General features: G+C 64.5%; 14 protein-coding genes. 7 read left to right on the forward strand and 7 right to left on the reverse strand.

The annotated features are described in order from the left end of the window. Positions 1–116: 116 nt before the first annotated feature. The 4 genes from JFC13_RS07800 to JFC13_RS07815 form a co-directional block, all read right to left on the reverse strand. On the reverse strand, positions 117–2,195 hold the full coding sequence (locus JFC13_RS07800) for a trypsin-like peptidase domain-containing protein (protein ID WP_198396534.1): 2,079 nt from the start codon (positions 2,193–2,195) through the stop codon (positions 117–119). After that, a complete protein-coding gene (locus tag JFC13_RS07805) occupies positions 2,192–4,060 on the reverse strand; it encodes a sensor histidine kinase (protein WP_198396535.1) in 1,869 nt (622 codons plus the stop codon). The genes JFC13_RS07800 and JFC13_RS07805 overlap by 4 nt, the downstream gene beginning before the upstream one ends. Positions 4,061–4,090: 30 nt before the next feature. Next, on the reverse strand, positions 4,091–4,846 hold the full coding sequence (locus JFC13_RS07810; RefSeq protein WP_009881891.1) for a response regulator transcription factor: 756 nt from the start codon (positions 4,844–4,846) through the stop codon (positions 4,091–4,093). A 194-nt stretch (positions 4,847–5,040) separates the two neighbouring features. Then, the gene (locus JFC13_RS07815) at positions 5,041–5,628 is read right to left on the reverse strand and encodes a CGNR zinc finger domain-containing protein (RefSeq protein ID WP_198396536.1); all 588 of its coding nucleotides are present in this window, start codon (positions 5,626–5,628) and stop codon (positions 5,041–5,043) included. Between the two features lie 306 nt (positions 5,629–5,934). On the opposite strand from JFC13_RS07815, the gene JFC13_RS07820 reads away from it, so the two are divergent. Both JFC13_RS07820 and JFC13_RS07825 read left to right on the forward strand, forming a co-directional pair. Continuing rightward, positions 5,935–6,894 carry an EamA family transporter gene (locus JFC13_RS07820; protein ID WP_232488368.1) on the forward strand — a complete coding sequence of 320 codons (960 nt, stop codon included), beginning with the start codon at positions 5,935–5,937 and terminating at the stop codon, positions 6,892–6,894. Positions 6,895–6,922: 28 nt separating this feature from the next. Further along, on the forward strand, positions 6,923–8,602 hold the full coding sequence (locus JFC13_RS07825) for an ABC-F family ATP-binding cassette domain-containing protein (protein ID WP_198396537.1): 1,680 nt from the start codon (positions 6,923–6,925) through the stop codon (positions 8,600–8,602). A 20-nt stretch (positions 8,603–8,622) separates the two neighbouring features. On the opposite strand, the gene JFC13_RS07830 is transcribed toward JFC13_RS07825, so the two are convergent. Together JFC13_RS07830 and JFC13_RS07835 are read right to left on the reverse strand one after the other, a co-directional pair. Beyond that, entirely contained in the window at positions 8,623–10,257 is a 1,635-nt protein-coding gene (locus JFC13_RS07830) for a DNA repair helicase XPB (protein WP_198396538.1), read from the reverse strand. Between the two features lie 58 nt (positions 10,258–10,315). Further along, positions 10,316–12,421 carry a helicase-associated domain-containing protein gene (locus JFC13_RS07835; RefSeq protein ID WP_198396539.1) on the reverse strand — a complete coding sequence of 702 codons (2,106 nt, stop codon included), beginning with the start codon at positions 12,419–12,421 and terminating at the stop codon, positions 10,316–10,318. A 78-nt stretch (positions 12,422–12,499) separates the two neighbouring features. On the opposite strand from JFC13_RS07835, the gene JFC13_RS07840 reads away from it, so the two are divergent. From JFC13_RS07840 to JFC13_RS07860, 5 genes are all read left to right on the forward strand, one after another. After that, on the forward strand, positions 12,500–12,730 hold the full coding sequence (locus JFC13_RS07840) for a hypothetical protein (protein ID WP_198396540.1): 231 nt from the start codon (positions 12,500–12,502) through the stop codon (positions 12,728–12,730). A 446-nt stretch (positions 12,731–13,176) separates the two neighbouring features. Further along, complete coding sequence (locus tag JFC13_RS07845; RefSeq protein ID WP_198396541.1) at positions 13,177–13,557, forward strand: cold-shock protein; 381 nt, start codon at positions 13,177–13,179, stop codon at positions 13,555–13,557. After that, the gene (locus JFC13_RS07850; RefSeq protein WP_198396542.1) at positions 13,557–14,465 is read left to right on the forward strand and encodes a DUF3027 domain-containing protein; all 909 of its coding nucleotides are present in this window, start codon (positions 13,557–13,559) and stop codon (positions 14,463–14,465) included. The genes JFC13_RS07845 and JFC13_RS07850 overlap by 1 nt, the downstream gene beginning before the upstream one ends. Before the next feature lie 9 nt (positions 14,466–14,474). Next, entirely contained in the window at positions 14,475–15,734 is a 1,260-nt protein-coding gene (locus tag JFC13_RS07855; RefSeq protein WP_198396543.1) for an MFS transporter, read from the forward strand. Between the two features lie 169 nt (positions 15,735–15,903). Next, positions 15,904–16,401 (forward strand): DUF456 domain-containing protein, encoded by a 498-nt coding sequence (locus JFC13_RS07860; RefSeq protein WP_198396544.1) that lies wholly within the window; start codon positions 15,904–15,906, stop codon positions 16,399–16,401. A 202-nt stretch (positions 16,402–16,603) separates the two neighbouring features. Here the strand turns inward: JFC13_RS07860 and serC are convergent, their stop codons facing one another. Beyond that, the gene (gene serC, locus JFC13_RS07865; protein WP_198396545.1) at positions 16,604–17,761 is read right to left on the reverse strand and encodes a phosphoserine transaminase; all 1,158 of its coding nucleotides are present in this window, start codon (positions 17,759–17,761) and stop codon (positions 16,604–16,606) included. Positions 17,762–17,868: the final 107 nt, after the last annotated feature.

Below are 17,868 nucleotides of genomic sequence, written 5' to 3' on the forward strand. Positions count from 1 at the left end.
GTTCACCCGTGTTCGAAGAAGCCCATGAGAAGAGGGTGTGGACAGCGCTTGGCTGTCCACACCCTCAAAGCACACGAGTGAGATCGTCATCCACAGCGATCTGCACTCAAGTGGTGCTACTTCAGCACGAGCGTCGTCTTCAATGTCTGCTCCTGGCCGCCGCGGATGACGGTGAAGTCGACTGGGGAGTTCGTCGGCTGTGCGCGAACGAGTGCCCGCAGAGCGATCGCGTTGTTCACCTTGGTTCCACCCACAGACACGATGTCGTCGCCGTCCTTGAAGCCTGCCTTGTCGGCCGGCGAGCCGGACTGCACAGACTGCACCTTCGCACTGCCGCGCGTGGTGCCGCCGCTGTTGATCTGTCCGTCGGTGAGCGTGATCCCCAGGAAGGGATGCAGTGCCTTGCCACTTGAGATGAGCTGATCGGCGATCATCACAGCCTGTGAGGCGGGGATGGCGAACCCGATGCCGATCGATCCCGACTGCCCGCCTTCACCGGCTTGGCTCAGCGAGGCCGCAGCGGAGTTCACGCCGATGAAGTTGCCGTCACCGTCCACAAGCGGACCGCCGGAGTTGCCGGGGTTGATCGCGGCATCCGTCTGGATGGCGTTCGTGATCGTCATCTCCTTCTCCTGCGAACTCGCGTCCTCGCCGATGTTCTCCGTGGAGACGGGCCGGTCGAGGGCCGAGACGATGCCGGTGGTGACCGAGTCCGCAAGGCCCAGGGGGTTGCCCAATGCCATCACCGGATCTCCCACCTTCATCTTCTTCGAATCGCCGACAGGGAGCGGACCAGCGTCCTTCGGCACTTGGTCGAGCTTGATGACTGCGATGTCGGTCGAGGGATCGCGGCCGACGATCTCGGCCTTCATCGTTCCCCCGTTCTTCATCGTCACAGCGATCTCGCCGGAGGGAGTATCAGCCGGGGCCACCACGTGGTTGTTCGTGATGACGTGTCCCTGGTCGTCGTAGATCGAGCCTGACCCCAGTCCCTGCACCTGTCCATTGGTGCCGACCTGGATCGAGACGACGCTCTGGGAAGTCTGCTTGGCGACCTCCGTCCAGTCCGGGGTTTCGATGGTCTGGTCGGCGACCTTACGTGAATCCTCTCCGCCGAGGGCACTGAGCGCGTAGCTCCCGCCGAAGGCTGCGCCTCCGCCCAGCAGAGCAGCGATCAGCGCGATGGCGATCGTCGCACCCCAACCCGGTCCTCGCTTCTCCCGCCGAGGTGGTGCTTCGCCTCCGTACGGTCCTGACCATCCGGGTGTGCCAGGTCCACCGGGCGCACCCGGGGTGCCGGGCCCACCGGGGCTGCCAGGTCCGGTCTGGAATCCTGGGTAATCGGACGTGGGGTACCCGCCCTGGTTCGGCTGACTGCCGAATTGGCCATATGCGGCCGCTCCTGTGCCTGCCGCCGCACCAGCACCTGCTCCTGCGGCGGCCCCTGCACCGGCACCTGCGGCGGCACCTGCAGTTGTGCCCGCTGCAGGCTGCCCGGTTCCCTGAGGATACAGAGTGTCATACGGGTTCGTGCCGGCGGGGGAGTTCTGGCCGGCCTGCGCTGCACCGTTGGGTGTGCCGGCTCCGGCATAGGGGTGGCTGTACTGACCGTTGCTGCCGCTTTCGGGGCCGCGGTCATGGCGCTGGCTTCCGTCGTAGTTCTGGCCGGGACCATACGTTGCTTGCCCAGCCTGCCCCGCTGCGCCGGGCTGCCCCGATGACCCAGGCTGTCCTGATTGTCCTGATTGTCCTGCTTGCCCTGATGCGCCGGGGTATCGTCCCTGTGAGTCCACAGGGGGCTGAACACGAGTCGGCTGCATCTGAGGAGGATTCTGCCCCTGCCTCGGGTCCTGTCCCTGCCACGGAACCTGGTTCTGTGCCGGTGCCTGGCTCTGACCCGCACTGCCGCTCTGGCTTGGTCCCTGTCCAGAGCTGTTCGGACGGGCAGAGGGCGATACGGGTGGACTGACCCGAGCCGGACCATTCGAGCCGTTCGGACCGTTCGGGAAGGTCCGTGGGACCTCTGCCGAACGGCGGGACCCGTCTGTGGAGCCCTGGGGCACTGCAGACGAGTTGCGGGGGTTGTCTGAGGATTCGCGTGAGCCATCGGTGGGGAACGTCCGGTGATCCTGATCCCCGTGCCGTCCCCTATTGTCGGAGTTGTTGCCCTGATCGTTAGGGTCGTTGCTGCTCATCGCTCGTCCTTTCGTGCGTTCGGAGCGCTGTCTTCAGTTTCTGAGATAGGCAGATCGATGCGGAACGTCGCACCGCCACCCGGTGTCTGGTGCACTGTGATCGAACCGTGGTGGTTCTCCACGATCGCCTTGACGATGGAGAGTCCGAGGCCCGAACCGCCGGTGTCGCGAGTCCTGGAGACGTCGAGGCGGTAGAACCGCTCGAAGATCCGAGGAACGACCTCGGGGTCGATCCCGTCGCCGTGGTCGCGAACCTCGAACCTGACTCGTCCGTTGGGGAATCCGCGGAGCGAATCGTCGACGGTGATGGACCCGGCCGCAGTCATATCGGGCACGATGCCGGTGGGTGCCTGGGCGTCGTTCTGATCGTTGCCGTTCGAGTCGCCTCGGCGGAAGATGCGGACACCGCCGGTGACGAATCCGCGTTCGCGGGATTTGTCCTTCGCCGCTGCCTTATTCGCCACCGTCTTGTTGGCTCCGGTCTTGGACCCGGTGTCCTGACCATTCGACGGGTCCGTGGACTCCGCAGTCACCTCGGCGCGGCCACCGACGACGCCGACGGCGAACTCGATGGCGGTGTGCTCGGGGGTGTGGCGGACAGCGTTGCCGGCGAGGTTGACGATGACCTGGCGGATCTTCGACTCCGAGCCCCTGATCATCGGCACGGGCTGGGCATCTTCCCCATCGAGGCCGATGAAGCTGATGTCCCGGTCGGGGGCCTGAGCTGCCGCGTCGGCGGCGGCATCGCGGGCGATCCGGTGGAGGTCGATGGGACCGATCTCGGCGGGTCGCTGCTCATCGAGGCGGGCGAGGACGACGAGATCGTCGACGAGCACGCCCATGCGTTTGGCCTCGGATTCCATGCGTTCCATGGCGTTTCCGATGTCATCTGACTTCGTGATCGCACCCTGCCGGTAGAGCTCGGCGTATCCGCGAATGGTCACCAGTGGAGTGCGCAGTTCGTGGGAGGCGTCGGAGACGAACTGGCGGATGCGCTTCTCCGATCGCGTCTGTCCGTCGAAGGAGTCCTCGATCCGCCCCAGCATCGTGTTCAGTGCGCCTGAGAGGCGACCGAGCTCTGTGTTGCGGGGGAAGGTCGGCACTCTCTGACTCAGGTCGCCCGCGGCGATCCGTGAGGCGGTCTTCTCGATGTCGCGCAGCGGGCGGAAGGTGTTGTTGATCGCCCAGTACCCGACGCCTGCCACCATGGCCAATGCCAGCAGTCCGATGCCGATCATCGTATTGCGCGCTCGCTCGTTGATGTTGTCGATCTCGCGGTCGAAGGGCACTGCGATCGAGACGAGCACATCGGTGTTCTGGACCTTCATCGCTCGCGCCCGCCATTGTGAGGTACTCCCGGGGACAGTGAATGGCTCACCGCCCTGCGCGTAGACCTTCGACTCGTTGATCTTCGGCAGAACCGGGCTGTTGCCCGGCTCGGGAGCCACAGGATCGCTGATCGGTTTGCCGCTCGTGTCATAGAACTGGACGTAGAAACCTCCGGGCATGAGGCTCTTGAGCTCGTCCCACGAGCTCGAATCGATGGTGGTGGGAGCCCCCGCTGAGGATTCCGTCCCGTCACCGCTGTCCGAGTCCGCTGACCGGTTCTTGCTCGACGATGAAGACGACTGCAGCTGGGCAGGCTGGAACACATCCTGATAAGCCTGCTTCGCAAGCGTCTCCGAAGCATTGATGAGTCTCTCATCTGTGCGTTCGACGAGGCTGTCGCGGAGATTCTCGAGCACCCAGGCGCTCGTCCCCGAGAGAACGAGCAGCATGAGCAGCATCATGATGGCCAGCAGCTTGGTGGTCAGCGACCATTCTTCCCAGAAGCCGGGTTTGGTGGGACGGGATTCTTTTACCACGTGAGTAATCTAGCGCCTGAGCTTGACCGACTACTTGGATTCTGGTGTGCGCAGCATGTAGCCCACGCCGCGCTTGGTCTGAATCATCGGCGTCCACTCCATCTCGACGGGGTGTCCGGCGGCGTCCGTTTCCGGCGTGACGTCGATCTTGCGGCGCAGGTAGGAGATGTAGGATTCGACGATTCCGGTGTCCCCGCCGAAGTCATATTCCCAGACATGGTCGAGGATCTGGGACTTCGAGAGCACCCGGTTCGTATTGAGCATGAGATAGCGCAGCAACTTGAACTCGGTGGGGGAGAGGTCGATGAGGATGCCGGAGCGACGCACCTCGTGAGTGTCGTCATCGAGTTCGAGGTCGCCGGCCATGATGACAGCGTTCTCTTCGTCTTCGAGGCTGCGGGTCCGACGCAGCACGGCGCGGATGCGGGCGACGACCTCTTCGAGGCTGAAGGGCTTCGTCACGTAGTCATCGCCGCCGACGGTGAGGCCGGTGATCTTATCCGAGGTGTCATCACGGGCGGTGAGGAACACGACCGGAGCGTTCATGCCGATCTGGCGGAGACGACGCGTGACGGTGAAGCCGTCCATGTCCGGCAGCATGACGTCGAGGACGAGGAGGTCGGGGTTGGTCTGCTCGGCCAGACGAAGTGCTTCGGCGCCGTTGGCAGCCGAGACGACGTCGAAGCCCGCGAATCGCAGGCTGGTCGAGAGGAGTTCGCGGATATTGGGCTCATCGTCGACAACGAGGAGTGTGGCCTCGATGTCGGTATCGTTTGCTGTAGTCATGTATCCAGTCTGAAGCTCATCTCTGAGAGTGGAGTGATTGTTTCCTGAATGCGATTGTGATCTAGATCACTGAAAAACTCTCAGAAAAGTCCTTTTGGCCCCTGAGTGCCGCATGCGCTCTCAGGAACCGCCCGACTAATTGAGGGATATATGCGCTCGTACACAGTTGAAGCACAGGAAGCATGGCCTCGACTTCAGGACTCGGTTTGGCGGGCGCGGAATGCGGCCACATGCGTGCGGTTCGCGCAGGTGCCGGAATCGCAGAATCGCTTGGAGCGATTGCGGGTGAAATCGGCAAGGTAGGCATTGCAGTCCTCGGCGGCGCAGAGTCCGAGCCTGTCGAGGTCGCCGCTGCGGATCAGGTCGATGAGGACCAGCGCCACGTCGGCGGCGACCCGATCGGCGAGGCTCGCCGACTGACCCACTGCGTGCAGGTGCCAATCCCAGTCCCCATGTCTGACCAACTGCGGCAGTGCACCGGCCCACTGGAGTGTGACATTGACCTCACTGACGATGCGCTCTGTTGCCTTCGAGGCCTCGGGTTCCGTCTCGGCGTCGATGCTGGCATCGAGGGCGATGGCGAAGCGTTCACGGAGCTCCCGGGTCTCTTTGACGTCGGCCTTCGTCGCCGTCAGCGGGCCTGAGAAGTCGTGTCGGGCCGCGAATCCGTGGAGTCCGGCGGTCGTCGTCAGCTCGTCTCCCTCCTCGGCGACGGCACCGGAAGTGTTCAGCAGGTCGACGAGCATGGTGAGGTTCGATCGAATGTCGTTGGCGAAAGTCATCGTGGGTCACATTCTTCCACAGCATGTAAGGACCAAAGCGCATTTGACTCATTTCGCGGCAGTGGTGAATACTTCATATGGACGGGCTCATGCCCGCACAGCGCGCGTCGCGTCAGCGGCCGATCGGCATAACTCGGTCGCTCTCGGACCATCCACATCTCCGCAGTTCTCACTCACACACCACATCTGTTCCAAGCCACATCTGTTCCACATCGCATCTGAACCGCACCACAACTCACCCGCATGCACCACCTCGGCGAGGGCACCTGTCCGCGTCGAATCCGCACACGTCCCAGGAGGTCAAGAATGAATCGCACCGTCGTCATGGGGTTCCTGCTGACTCTTGCCTCCGCGTTCTTCTTCGCGGTCTCCGGGCCGATTGCGAAGACGATGTATCTGACCGGATGGACGCCGGGCTCTGTGGTGCTCATCCGGCTCGCGGGCTCGGCGGTTCTGCTGCTCATCCCCACCCTCATCGCTCTGCGCGGACGCTGGGATGAAGTGCGGGCCAATTGGAAGACAGTGCTCATCTACGGACTCGTGTCGATGGCCGGTGTCCAGGGCTTCTACTTCGTCGCCGTCGAGCACCTCACCGTGGCCGTGGCGCTGCTGCTCGAGATGACGGCACCCATGCTCCTCGTGTTCTGGATCTGGGCGCGGACTCGGACTCGACCGGCGACGGTGACCTTCATCGGTGTGGTGGTCTCGATGGTCGGACTCCTGCTCGTTCTCGACCTCCGCAACTCTGACATCAGCGTCTTCGGTGTCATCATGGCACTCGCTGCCGCAGTGTGCCTGGCCAGCTACTTCCTGGTCTCTGCGAAGGACTCCATCAACGTTCCGCCGGTGGCCCTGACCGGCCTGGGCATGGGAATCGGGGCGCTCGTGATGGCCGTCATCGTGCTCGCGGGGGTCATGCCAGCCGGCGCCGTCGCTTCCGATGTCGACTTCGGCGGATACAAGGTCTCCTGGATCCTTCCCATGGCGATGATCGTCGTCTTCACTGTGGGCGCCTACATCACGGGCATCCTGGGTCTTCGCTACATCGGGGCGACCATCGGCTCGTTCCTCAACCTCGTCGAGGTTCCGTTCTCCGTGATCGTGGCATGGTTCGTCCTGTTCGAGCTGCCAGCACCCATTCAGCTCTTCGGCGGCGTGTTCATCGTCGGCGGCGTCGGCTTCATCAAATGGGGCGAGTCGCGCCTGGCTCGTCGGGTGGCCTCCCGCGAGGTCGTCGTCACCTCGGAGGAGCTCGCCCCGGTCTGAAGTACGGTGCGGCTGATAGCTTGAACGCATGGGCCACATCGACATCAATGACGTCTCGTACACTCTGGCCGATGGCAGACCGCTGCTGAACTCGGTGTCCTTCCGCGTCGGTGACGGCACGAAGGCCGCACTCATCGGTGCCAACGGGGCCGGGAAGACCACTCTCCTGCGACTCCTCACCGGTGAACTCACACCCGACGAAGGCTCCGTGTCCCACACCGGCAGCGTCGGAATGATGCGTCAGTTCATCACCGCAGACACCGTCGCCGAGGCGCTCGAGGAGTTGGCACCGAAACGTATCCGCTCCGCCGCGGCCGTCGTGAGGCGGGCCGAGGAGAAGCTGCTCGGGCCCGACAGTGAATCGACCGCCGTGCAGATGTCCTATGCCACTGCGCTGGGCGTATGGGGTGAAGCAGGAGGCTACGAAGCGGAGGTGCTGTGGGACACGTGCACCACCTCGGCGCTGGGGATGGGCTTCGAGCAATGCCGGGATCGGTCGATCTCGACGCTGTCCGGAGGGGAGCAGAAGAAACTCGTCCTCGAAGCGCTCCTGCGCGGGCACAACGACATCCTCATCCTCGACGAACCCGACAACTTCCTCGACGTTCCGGGCAAGCGCTGGCTCGAAGAGGCGCTGGCCGAGACCGACAAGAGCGTCCTCTTCGTCTCTCACGATCGCGAACTCCTGGCCCAGGCGGCATCGGAGATCATCACCCTGGAACTCTCGGCCGCGGGCAACACGGCCTGGGTCCATCCCGGCGGTTTCGGCAGCTACCACGCGGCGAGGAAGTCCCGCTTCGAACGGCTGGAGGAGATGGGCAAGAGGTGGGATGAGGAGCACTCCAAACTCAGGGCACTCGTGCAGATGTACAAGCAGAAGGCTGCCTACAACTCCGACATGACCTCGCGCTATCGTGCCGCGCAGACCCGGCTGGAACGCTTCGAGACGGCAGGGCCGCCACAGGCGATTCCACGCGAGCAGAACCTGGGTATGCGGCTCAAGGGCGGACGAACCGGCAAGATCGCGATCGTTGCCGACCAGCTGGAGCTTTCCAATCTCATGCTGCCCTTCGACCTCGAGGTCCGCTACGGCGATCGGGTTGCCGTCCTCGGATCGAACGGTTCGGGCAAGTCCCACTTTCTGCGGCTGTTGGCCGCCGGCGGCAGCGATCCGGAACCTGAGCATCGGCCGGTCTCCGACGTCGAGATCCCACCCGTCGAGCATGAGGGGCGGGCCAGACTGGGAGCCAGGGTCCGACCGGGGTGGTTCGCCCAGACTCATGGACGGCCGGACCTGATGGGCAGAAGCCTGCTCGACATTCTGCACAGGGGCGATGAGCACCGCAACGGCCTCCCGCGAGAGCCGGCCTCGCGCGCACTCGCCCGCTACGAGCTGGCAGGAGCGGCGGAGCAGACCTTCGACTCACTCTCCGGAGGCCAGCAGGCGCGGTTCCAGATCCTCCTGCTCGAACTCGCCGGGGCCACATTGCTGCTGCTCGACGAACCTACGGACAACCTCGACCTGGTCTCTGCCGAAGCGCTCCAGGACGCGCTGGCAGCCTTCGACGGAACGGTCATGGCGGTCACCCACGATCGCTGGTTCGCCCGGGACTTCGACAGGTTCTTGGTCTTCGGCTCCGACGGAGACGTCTACGAGTCCACGACCCCGGTCTGGGACGTGGGCCGCGTGGTGCGCTCGCGAGGCTGAGCCATGGCGCGCAAGCTCACTCAGCGGACCTCGATGTCGTAGCTGTAGCCCTGTTCGGTGAGGAAGCGGCGGCGCTGGGCCGCGAAGTGCTCATCGACGGTGTCTGCGGCGACGACGGTGTAGAACGTCGCCGAGCCCATATCCTCCTTCGGCCGCAGGATCCGGCCCAGACGCTGGGCCTCCTCCTGCCGGGACCCGAAGGCGCCGGAGACCTGGATCGCCACCGAGGCGGCGGGCAGGTCGACTGAGAAGTTCGCGACCTTAGACACGACAAGCACTGGGATCTGGCCGGTGCGGAATTCGCGGAACAGCTCCTGGCGCTGCGATTCCGGGGTCTGCCCGGTCAGCACGGGTGCGTCGAGGCCTGCCCCGATCTCCTCGAGTTGATCGAGGTACTGCCCGATGACGAGGATCTGCGCATCGGGGTGGTCGGCGACGAGCTCGCGCACGATCGGCAGCTTCGCATCCGAGGTGGCCGCGAGTCGGTACCGGTCCTCACCATCGGCGCGCGCATAGGCCGTGCGTGTTCCGCCGTCGAGGCGCACGCGGATCTCGTGACAGGAGGCGGTGGCGATGTAGCCGAGTCGTTCGAGTTCCTTCCACGGCACCTCGTACTGCTTGGGCCCGATGAGGGAGAACACCTCGTCCTCTCGCCCATCCTCACGGACCAGAGTCGCTGTGAGTCCCAGCCGCCGCCTGGCCTGCAGGCTCGCGGTCAGACGGAAGATCGGTGCCGGCAGAAGGTGGACCTCGTCGTAGATGACGAGCCCCCAGTCCTTGGCATCGAGGAGTTCCAGGTGCAGGTAGGAGCCTTTGCGGCGGGTAGTCAGCACCTGATAGGTGGCGATGGTGATCGGCCGGATCTCCTTCGTCGACCCCGAGTACTCCCCGACTTCGTCTTCGGTCAGCGAGGTGCGTGCGAGGATCTCGTCCTTCCACTGTCGGGCGGCGACGGAGTTCGTCACGAGGATCAGCGTCGTCGTCTGCACCCGCGACATCGTGGCCACTCCGACGATGGTCTTGCCCGCACCGCAGGGCAGGACGACGACTCCGGATTCTCCGCTCAGGGAGTGGTCGATCGCTTCCTTCTGATAGTCGCGCAGATGCCACTGCCCGCCATGGGCATCATCGGACAGGGCGATCTCGTGGGCCTCACCGTCGACATAGCCGGCATGGTCGGAGACGGGATGACCCAGCTGCAGCAGCGCATGCTTGAGCTCACCGCGCTCCGACGGATGGACGAGGACGGATTCGGCATCGAGGGATTTGCCGAACTTGCCCACAAGATCCGGCTGGCTGATGAGCGAGGCGAGCAGATCGGTGTCGCTCGAGGTCAGGGTCAGTCCGTGAATCGGATTGTCGACGAGGGTGAGGACTCCGAAACGATCCATGATGTCGACGATGTCGACGAGCAGTTCATGGGGCACCGGGTACTTCGCGAATTCGAGGAGGACGTCGACGACGGACTCCGCGTCATGTCCGCTGGCCCGGGCATTCCACAGCCCCAAAGGGGTGATCGTGTAGGTGTGGATGTACTCCGGCGTGCGCGACAGCTGCGCGAACGGCGCGATCGCCACGGCCGCCTCGACGGCCAGGGGGTGCCCTGACTCCAAGAGCACAGTCCGGTCGGACTGCACGATCAACGGACCGTTCATGTAAGTTCCTGCTTCTTTCCACGCCGAGGTGACTTCCGAGGGCACAACGCCTGCACCCTCAGGATTGTTCCTCCACCCCGTCGGATTGAATGTCGGCCACATCGACGCTGACGATGCGCGCGATCGACAGGGACGCCTCGGCGCCGGTGGTCTTCACCTTGCCCCGCACGCGCCCACCGTTGACAGTGGCAGGGAACATGTCGATGACGCGTTCCTTCCCGTGCGAGTCGGCGAGCGTGATCGTGACCTGCTGGCCCGCCTCGGCGGCTTCTCGGAGACGATCCATGTGTCCCAGCGGCTCGTCCGTGCTCGTGGCCGGAGCCGAGCGGGCCCCAGGGGAGCGCAGGATGCGGATGTAATCGTCGAGGTGGGCATCGTCGACCCGTGCGCGTTTGCGCAGGTGCACCTCCGGGTCGGCCTGCGTGATGACCTTGCGCTTGCGCACCGGTCCCGAGGGGGAGTGCAGCATGGCATGGTGCTCGGCGGATTCGAGTAGGTGCATGGTGCGTTCGGGCCCCAGCTGCCCGATCGCCACGGTCGGCGTCAGACGTTCCAGACCGGCCGGCATCATGGCCTGGTCGGAGAGGATGACGTCGAGGTCGACGGGGTCATCGACGACGAGGACGGCGCGAGCACCGGCAACCCGGACGCGGCGCAGCTTCGAGGCCGTGTTCTCGACGAGGAAGTTCAACGTCGACGGCAGGGCCTCGGCGCTGATCTCGGCGAGTTGGGCCAAGGCATCCTCGGCGTTGACTCCGGCCTGCATGCTCGCTTCGATCGTGTCCGCGTCGATGCGATACACGGTGCCCTGCCCGCGCGCTTCGACGACGGCGAACCTGCGCAGGATGTGATGGACCCTGGGTTCGATGGGCCCTGTCGCCACAGCGGTGAGGTCGGACTGGATGAGCACGGTCTCGACCTCATCGACGAGCCCGAGTCGCACCGCCTCGACGACATCGGTGGGCACGTTGAGGCCTTCGAGGCTGAAGTTCACCGGTGCGATCGACGGGTCGTGGGCGGCCTGGTCGCTCATCGCTTGGTGCAGGCCCTCGGCGAGGAGGACTCCGAACCGGCTGGGCCCGAAGTGCTCGGAATTCTGCAGCGGGGTCGTCGCCAGACCGAAGGCACCGGCGGTGTGCAGGATCGCTTCGGTCATCGCGAAATCGTGCGCGGGGATGAGTGGATGGGTGGCCAGGACCTGCGCGTGGATCCATTCGGCGGAGCGGGAGGATCCCTGCCCGATGTCGCGCAGAATCTCCATGATCGTGAAGCGCAGCAGCGGCATCGTCGGCTGCGACTGGCTGAACCCCTTGAACAGGGACTTCTTCGGAGAGGCGAGAACGGTGAGGCGTTCGTTGGCGCTCGCCCCGGCCGCCAGCTGGGTGACGTCGAGAGGTTCGCGCAGCCAGGACGTCATCAGTGCAGCCCACAGCTGCGCCCTGTCGCCTTCGAGGACATCGGCGGCATCGTCGCTGGCCGTCCACTGAGGATCCAGCGGGTCATCGAGCACGCCGATGAGGTTCAGCGATTTCGCTGCGAGCAGCAGGGTGATCGTCTGCTCGAGCCCCAGATCGATGGTCTTCCCGATCCGTGTGACGTCCCTCTTGGAGATGCCGCCGCTGGTCAGGCGGGAGATCGGGGAGCTGGCCAATTCATCGACGAGCCCGCGCAGGGAGGAGATGACCTCTGCGACGCCGGCACGTTCGCTGTTGTGGATGAGTGCCGTCGGGATCGTCTCGGTGCTCGTGTCGAGCTCGGACGTCGCAACCTGCCACGGATGTGCCCGGGCGGATTCGGCCGCCGAGGTCGGCAGCAGGGTGATGGCCTCTGATTGGATTCGCCAGGTGGTTTCGGACGAGGGCCAGGCCAGGCCCAGGTCGCGCAGTCGGGGGAGGACCACCTCGGCGAGGGCGTCGTCGATATGACGATTCTCACCCACGGTGATGTCGGCCGAGGTGCGCGCTGCCTTGGCCATGTCGATGAAGACGCCGAGCTGGGTTGACGTCAGTGCTTCGATGCCCCGGGAGACGCCGATGCGCGAGGAAGCTGCCGCGGCCAGCGAGGGGATCGTCGGAGACTCTGGTTGGAGGAGATCGCGACGGGTCCGGACGAAGGACTCGAAGTCGGTATCGGAACTGTGGGACAGCCACTGGCTGAAGGTCATTGACATCGCTGTTCAGTTTACCGCGAGGGTTACAATAGATGGGCAGAAGACCTTCGTAGATCTCGGAAAGGACGAGCATTGTCAGCCAAGCGTGTCGACACCACCATCGTCGTCGTAGCCGTTGCCGCCGCCCTGATCGGCGCAGTCGCGCTCATGGGCGTGCTGGGCCAGGCCTGGATGGGCTACGCCCCGTCGCACCTGCTGACATATCTGCCGATGATCCTCCTCCCGATCGCATTCGCCTTGGTCGCCGTGGCCCTGGTCAGAGCAGCACTGAGACGCAGACAGACCGAGGTGGGCCAGAGCTGAAACTCTCCCGTGGGCGCTGTCGCCGGCACACGCACCTCCGCTGAAGCGATCGCCTCGCCGCGAAGTGGCCGCGAAGTCAGCACCGGGCACCAACCCACCAGGACGGCATCGCGCCGAGGCCGGCCGCAGTCACCGCCAGCACGCCAGGTGATTCGACCGGTCATTGTTCGGTCAGTGCACAGTTCCAGCTGACGTTCGACTGAATGACACGGCACGCGAGCACACAGCCGGATCGGAACCCGGATCGGATCCTGGACCGCGTTGCCGCAGTCGGCCGAAACCATCGCAGTGAGGTGGAACGGCCGCTGACCGAAGTGATGGCGGCCGATCCGAGGCCATGCACCACCGAGCACACCACCGAACATTGCTGATGACGAGCATCACCAAGTACGAGTTTGACGAAGTACCAGCAACACCAACTACGAGCAGCACCAGGAAAGGACATCATGCCAACCGGACGCGTGAAATGGTTCGACGTCGATAAGGGCTTCGGCTTCGTCATCGCCGAGGACGGCTCACAGGCCTTCCTCCACTCCTCAGTCCTGCCCGAGGACGCTGAGGTCACCAAGGGCACCCGCCTCGACTACGATGTGGTCGAATCCCGCCGTGGGGCCCAGGTCCTCAAGGCCAGGCTGCTCTCCGGCCCGGCCAAGGTGGCGAAGGTCCGCCGACGCCCGGCCGAAGACATGGCAGTTATGGTTGAAGATGTCATCAAAGTACTCGATGACCTCAACAACGGACTGCAGCACGGCCGCTACCCCGATCCTTCCCACGGGAACAAGGTAGCCTCACTGCTGCGGGCAATTGCCGACGATTTGGAGTCCTGATGTCATCACTCTTCAGTGATTGGTTGGCCGGCCAGAGTGCCGAGCCGACGAACGACCCTGCGCCCGCCGAGGCGGCGTCGGCTGCTGAAGCACCTGTCAAGGCTGAGGCTGCAGCGCCGGTGAAGCCGACCAAGGCGCCGCGGGCGAGCTCCGAGAAGGTCGTCCTCGATACACAGTTGGCTGCGGCCATCGACACTGCGCGTTCTGCCATCGCCGAGGTTGCAGGCAGTTCCGTGATCGGTGACCACTTGGGCACGCTGGCCGAGGGTACCCGTCTGGTCACGCACTACTTCGCGTGCACCGATCCGACCTACCGCGGTTGGCGCTGGGTCGCGGTCCTGGCCCGCGCCCCTCGAGCGAAGAAGGTCACGGTCTGTGAGACAGCACTGCTGCCCGGCCCGGACTCCCTCGTCGCACCGGAATGGATCCCCTGGGATCAGCGTGTGGAACCCGGCGATCTTACTCCTCGCGACACTCTGCCGAAGGTCGAGGACGATCCGAACCTGCAGCAGGGCTTCGAACAGGTCGAAGAGACCTCGGACGGCAATCTGGACGAGATACCGAATTTTGAGTTCGGGCTCGGCCGCCGCCGGGTCCTCTCGCCCGAAGGCATCTCATCGGCCGCCACCAGGTGGGCCGAATCGGAGACCGGCGCTGAATCGGATTTCGCGGCGAAGGCCTCGGCCCACTGCTCCAGCTGCGGATACCTCATGCCGCTGGCCGGATCGCTGCGACAGAAGTTCGGGGTCTGCGCGAACGGCTGGTCCCCGGCCGACGGCAAGGTCGTCGCACTCGACTTCGGCTGTGGAGCCCATTCGGAGACCGATGTCAGCCGGCAGAGCACAGATCCTGCCGAAGCCGTCGTTGACGACTACTCCGCCGGCGAACTCGAGTTCCAGGAGGGCTGACACACCGAGATGGCACACACGTTCCGGTCACTGGCCGAACCGAACTACCGACATTGGTTCGCCGGTGCCCTGATCTCGAACACCGGAACGTGGATGCAGAGGACGGCCCAGGACTGGCTCGTCCTCACCTACCTGACGAACAACAACGCTTCGGCCCTGGGCATCACCATGGCGCTGCAGATGGGTCCTCAGCTCATCATGTTCCCCTTCGCAGGAGCGATCGCCGACAAGTTCTCCAAGCGCAAGCTGCTCATGGTCACCCAGTCGCTGTTGGGGGCGGTGGGACTGCTCCTGTTCGTGCTCGTCATCACCGACGTCATCGTCCTCTGGCACGTTTACCTGACGGCACTGGCCCTGGGCATTCTGGCCACCCTCGACAACCCTTCCCGACAGGCCTTCGTCTCTGAGCTCGTCGGCGAGAAGCTGCTTCCCAACGCAGTCAGCCTCAACTCCGCATCGTTCAACGGGGCCCGCATGATCGGCCCCGCCGTCGCCGGCGTGCTGACGGCACTCATCGGCGCCGGCCCGGTGTTCCTCATCAGCGGGCTCGGGTTCGCTGCGACACTGACGGTGCTCATCCGTCTGGATCAGACCCGGCTGCATCCCTCGGGGCGCCGAGGTACGGGCGGAATTCTGGGCGGATTCAAATACCTGCGACGACGTCCCGATGTGACGATCGTGCTGGTCGTGCTCTTCATCGTCGCGACCTTCGGATTCAACTTCAACATCTACACCGCCACCATGGCCAAGATCGAGTTCGGCAAGGACGCCAGCGGCTTCGGCCTGCTCAACTCCGTCATGGCGATCGGATCGGTGACCGGAGCACTCGCCTCGGCGAAGCGGGAGAAGCCGAGGCTGCGTTTCATCTTCGGCGCGGCAGGCGGATTCGGCCTCGCCGTGGGAACAGCATCTCTGATACCCAACTACTACGTCTTCGCGGCCTCGCTGATGCTCGTCGGCTTCGCCTCGCTGACGATGATGACCTCGGCCAACGCCTATGTGCAGACGACGACTCCCGCGCACTATCGCGGTCGGGTCATGGCGATCTACGCAGCCGTCGTCATGGGCGGGACTCCCATCGGCGCCCCGCTGGCCGGCTGGGTCGCCGATACGTACGGACCACGGATGGCGATGGGCGTCGGAGCCGCCTCAGGCATCATCGCCTTCAGCGCCGGCCTGGTGTGGATGATCGTGTCGAAGAACCTGCGCCTGAGCTATGACCCCAGATCTCGCATCCGTCTCCACGTGAGCTATCTCGGCCGGCCCTGAGCACAGAGTCTGAGGCTGGGAGCTGGGAGCTGGGAGCTGGGGCTGGGTTTGGAACTGGGACTGGGACTGGACCTGGGAACTGGGTCGGCAGGCGTCTGCCATCCTGAGCACGGCGCAGAGCTTGGTCCCTTAATATTGAGAGCCCCATGAGCAACAGATCGGACAGACAGTGAACGCGGACATTCTCACCTCGGTGCTGGTCGGACTGGCGATCCTCGTCGGCTGCCTCGGCATCATCCTGCCCGTTCTGCCGGGATCCATCCTCATCGCGATTGCCGTGCTGGTGTGGGCGATCGTCATCGGCGGGCCGATGGCCTGGATCATCTTCGCCATCGTCGCCGTCTTCGTCGCCGGCGGAATGAGCGCCTCCCTGGTGCTCACGGGCAGAAAGCTCAAGGCGATGAAGGTTCCCAATAGATCCGTGCTTTTAGGGGGTCTCCTCGGCATCATCGGGTTCTTCGTGATTCCCGTCGTCGGCCTGCCGATCGGCTTCATCGCCGGTCTCTTCCTCGCCGAACACATGCGCCTTCACGACGCCAAGGAAGCCTGGGACTCCAGCTGGGAATCACTCAAGGCGATCGGCATCGGCACCGCTCTCGAATTCCTGCTCGCCCTGCTGGCAGCCATCACCTTCGGCATCGGGACCCTCATCCACTTCCTCGGCTGAGGCCCGGGGGCCGGAGCCGCCGGCCACTTCGCCCACAGACAGTTCAGCACCCCACACCCGAAGCTCCAAAACACCCCTTTGCAATGAGATGTTGAGGAGCTGCGGGTGCGGGGTGCTGAAAGTGTTCGCCGGGAACGGCGCCGGACCAGTCGGCACCCGGAGTGACGAAGCTTCAGGCCAGGGCCCCCGGAGTGATGAGGCTTCAGGCCAGGGCGTCGATGACGAAGTCGATGCTTGTCAGCAGGGCTTTGACGTCCTCGGGATCGACGGAGACGAACGTTGCGATGCGCAGCTGGTTGCGGCCCAGCTTGCGATAGGGCTCGACGTCGACGATGCCGTTATTGCGCAGCACCGAGGCGACGAGGGCCGCATCGACCGAATCGTCGAAGTCGATGGTGGTCACGACCGATGAGCGATCCTCAGGGTTCTCGACAAAGGGATGAGCCACCTCGGCGGCATCGGCCCAGTTGTAGACGAAACCGGAGGTTTCACGGGTGCGGGCGGTGGCCCACTCGAGGCCGCCGTTGCCGTTGATCCACTCGATCTGCTCGGACAGGAGCACCAGTGTCGTCACGGCAGGAGTGTTGTAGGTCTGATCCTTGCGGGAGTTCTCGATCGCGGTCACGAGATCCAGGGACGCAGGGATCCAGCGGCCGGAATCCTTGATCTCCTGGGCACGGGCGATGGCCTTCGGAGACATGATCGCCACCCACAGGCCGCCGTCGGAGCCCATGTTCTTCTGCGGTGCGAAGTAGTAGACATCGGTCTCGGTGATGTCGACAGGCAGACCACCGGCACCGGACGTGGCGTCGATGACGACGAGCGCGTCGTCGTCGATGTCCTCGGGGCGGGTGATCGTGGTGGCGACACCGGTCGAGGTTTCGTTGTGCGGCCAGGCATAGACGTCGGCCGCAGCATCGGAGGCCCCGGCCGCCTCGGCGAAGGAAGCGGGGGAGGGGATGGCTGAGGTGCCGGGCTCGGCCTTGAGGATCAGCGAGTCCTGCAGGTGTGGGGCCTCATCGGTGGCCTTGGCGAACTTCTGACCGAACTCGCCGAAGGTCGCGTGTGCGGCCCGCTCGCGCACGAGTCCGAAGGCGGCGACGTCCCAGAAGGCGGTGGATCCGCCGTTGCCGAGGACAACCTCGTAGCCTGAGGGCAGGTTGAAGAGTTCGGCCAGGCCGGTGCGGATACGACCGACCAGCTTCTTCACGGGTGCTTGGCGATGGCTGGTGCCCAGCACATCGGCGGCGGCGGAGTTCAGCGCCTCGATCTGGGCTTTGCGGATGCGAGCCGGACCGGCTCCGAATCGTCCGTCGGCGGGCAGGAGTTCGTCTGGGATCGTTATATTCGTGGCAGTCACGCTCGACATTCTACGATGCGCCCACGTGTGGGCGATGACCGGCATCGTCATGGACAGACATGTCAGGGCTGGATCGGGTCCTGTCCGGCGGCGGCTTCGGCGATGAG

Origin of the sequence: Brevibacterium antiquum (assembly GCF_016107655.1) — a bacterium.
Taxonomy (GTDB): Bacteria; Actinomycetota; Actinomycetes; order Actinomycetales; family Brevibacteriaceae; genus Brevibacterium; species Brevibacterium antiquum.

What these genes read in the sequence shown, in the direction of transcription:
- JFC13_RS07800 (WP_198396534.1), bottom strand. Translation starts at nt 2,195, where the DNA reads ATGAGCAGCAACGACCCTAACGATCAGGGCAACAACTCCGACAATAGG.
- JFC13_RS07810 (WP_009881891.1), bottom strand. Translation starts at nt 4,846, where the DNA reads ATGACTACAGCAAACGATACCGACATCGAGGCCACACTCCTCGTTGTC.
- JFC13_RS07815 (WP_198396536.1), bottom strand. Translation starts at nt 5,628, where the DNA reads ATGACTTTCGCCAACGACATTCGATCGAACCTCACCATGCTCGTCGAC.
- JFC13_RS07820 (WP_232488368.1), top strand. Translation starts at nt 5,935, where the DNA reads ATGAATCGCACCGTCGTCATGGGGTTCCTGCTGACTCTTGCCTCCGCG.
- JFC13_RS07825 (WP_198396537.1), top strand. Translation starts at nt 6,923, where the DNA reads ATGGGCCACATCGACATCAATGACGTCTCGTACACTCTGGCCGATGGC.
- JFC13_RS07830 (WP_198396538.1), bottom strand. Translation starts at nt 10,257, where the DNA reads ATGAACGGTCCGTTGATCGTGCAGTCCGACCGGACTGTGCTCTTGGAG.
- JFC13_RS07835 (WP_198396539.1), bottom strand. Translation starts at nt 12,421, where the DNA reads ATGACCTTCAGCCAGTGGCTGTCCCACAGTTCCGATACCGACTTCGAG.
- JFC13_RS07845 (WP_198396541.1), top strand. Translation starts at nt 13,177, where the DNA reads ATGCCAACCGGACGCGTGAAATGGTTCGACGTCGATAAGGGCTTCGGC.
- JFC13_RS07850 (WP_198396542.1), top strand. Translation starts at nt 13,557, where the DNA reads ATGTCATCACTCTTCAGTGATTGGTTGGCCGGCCAGAGTGCCGAGCCG.
- JFC13_RS07855 (WP_198396543.1), top strand. Translation starts at nt 14,475, where the DNA reads ATGGCACACACGTTCCGGTCACTGGCCGAACCGAACTACCGACATTGG.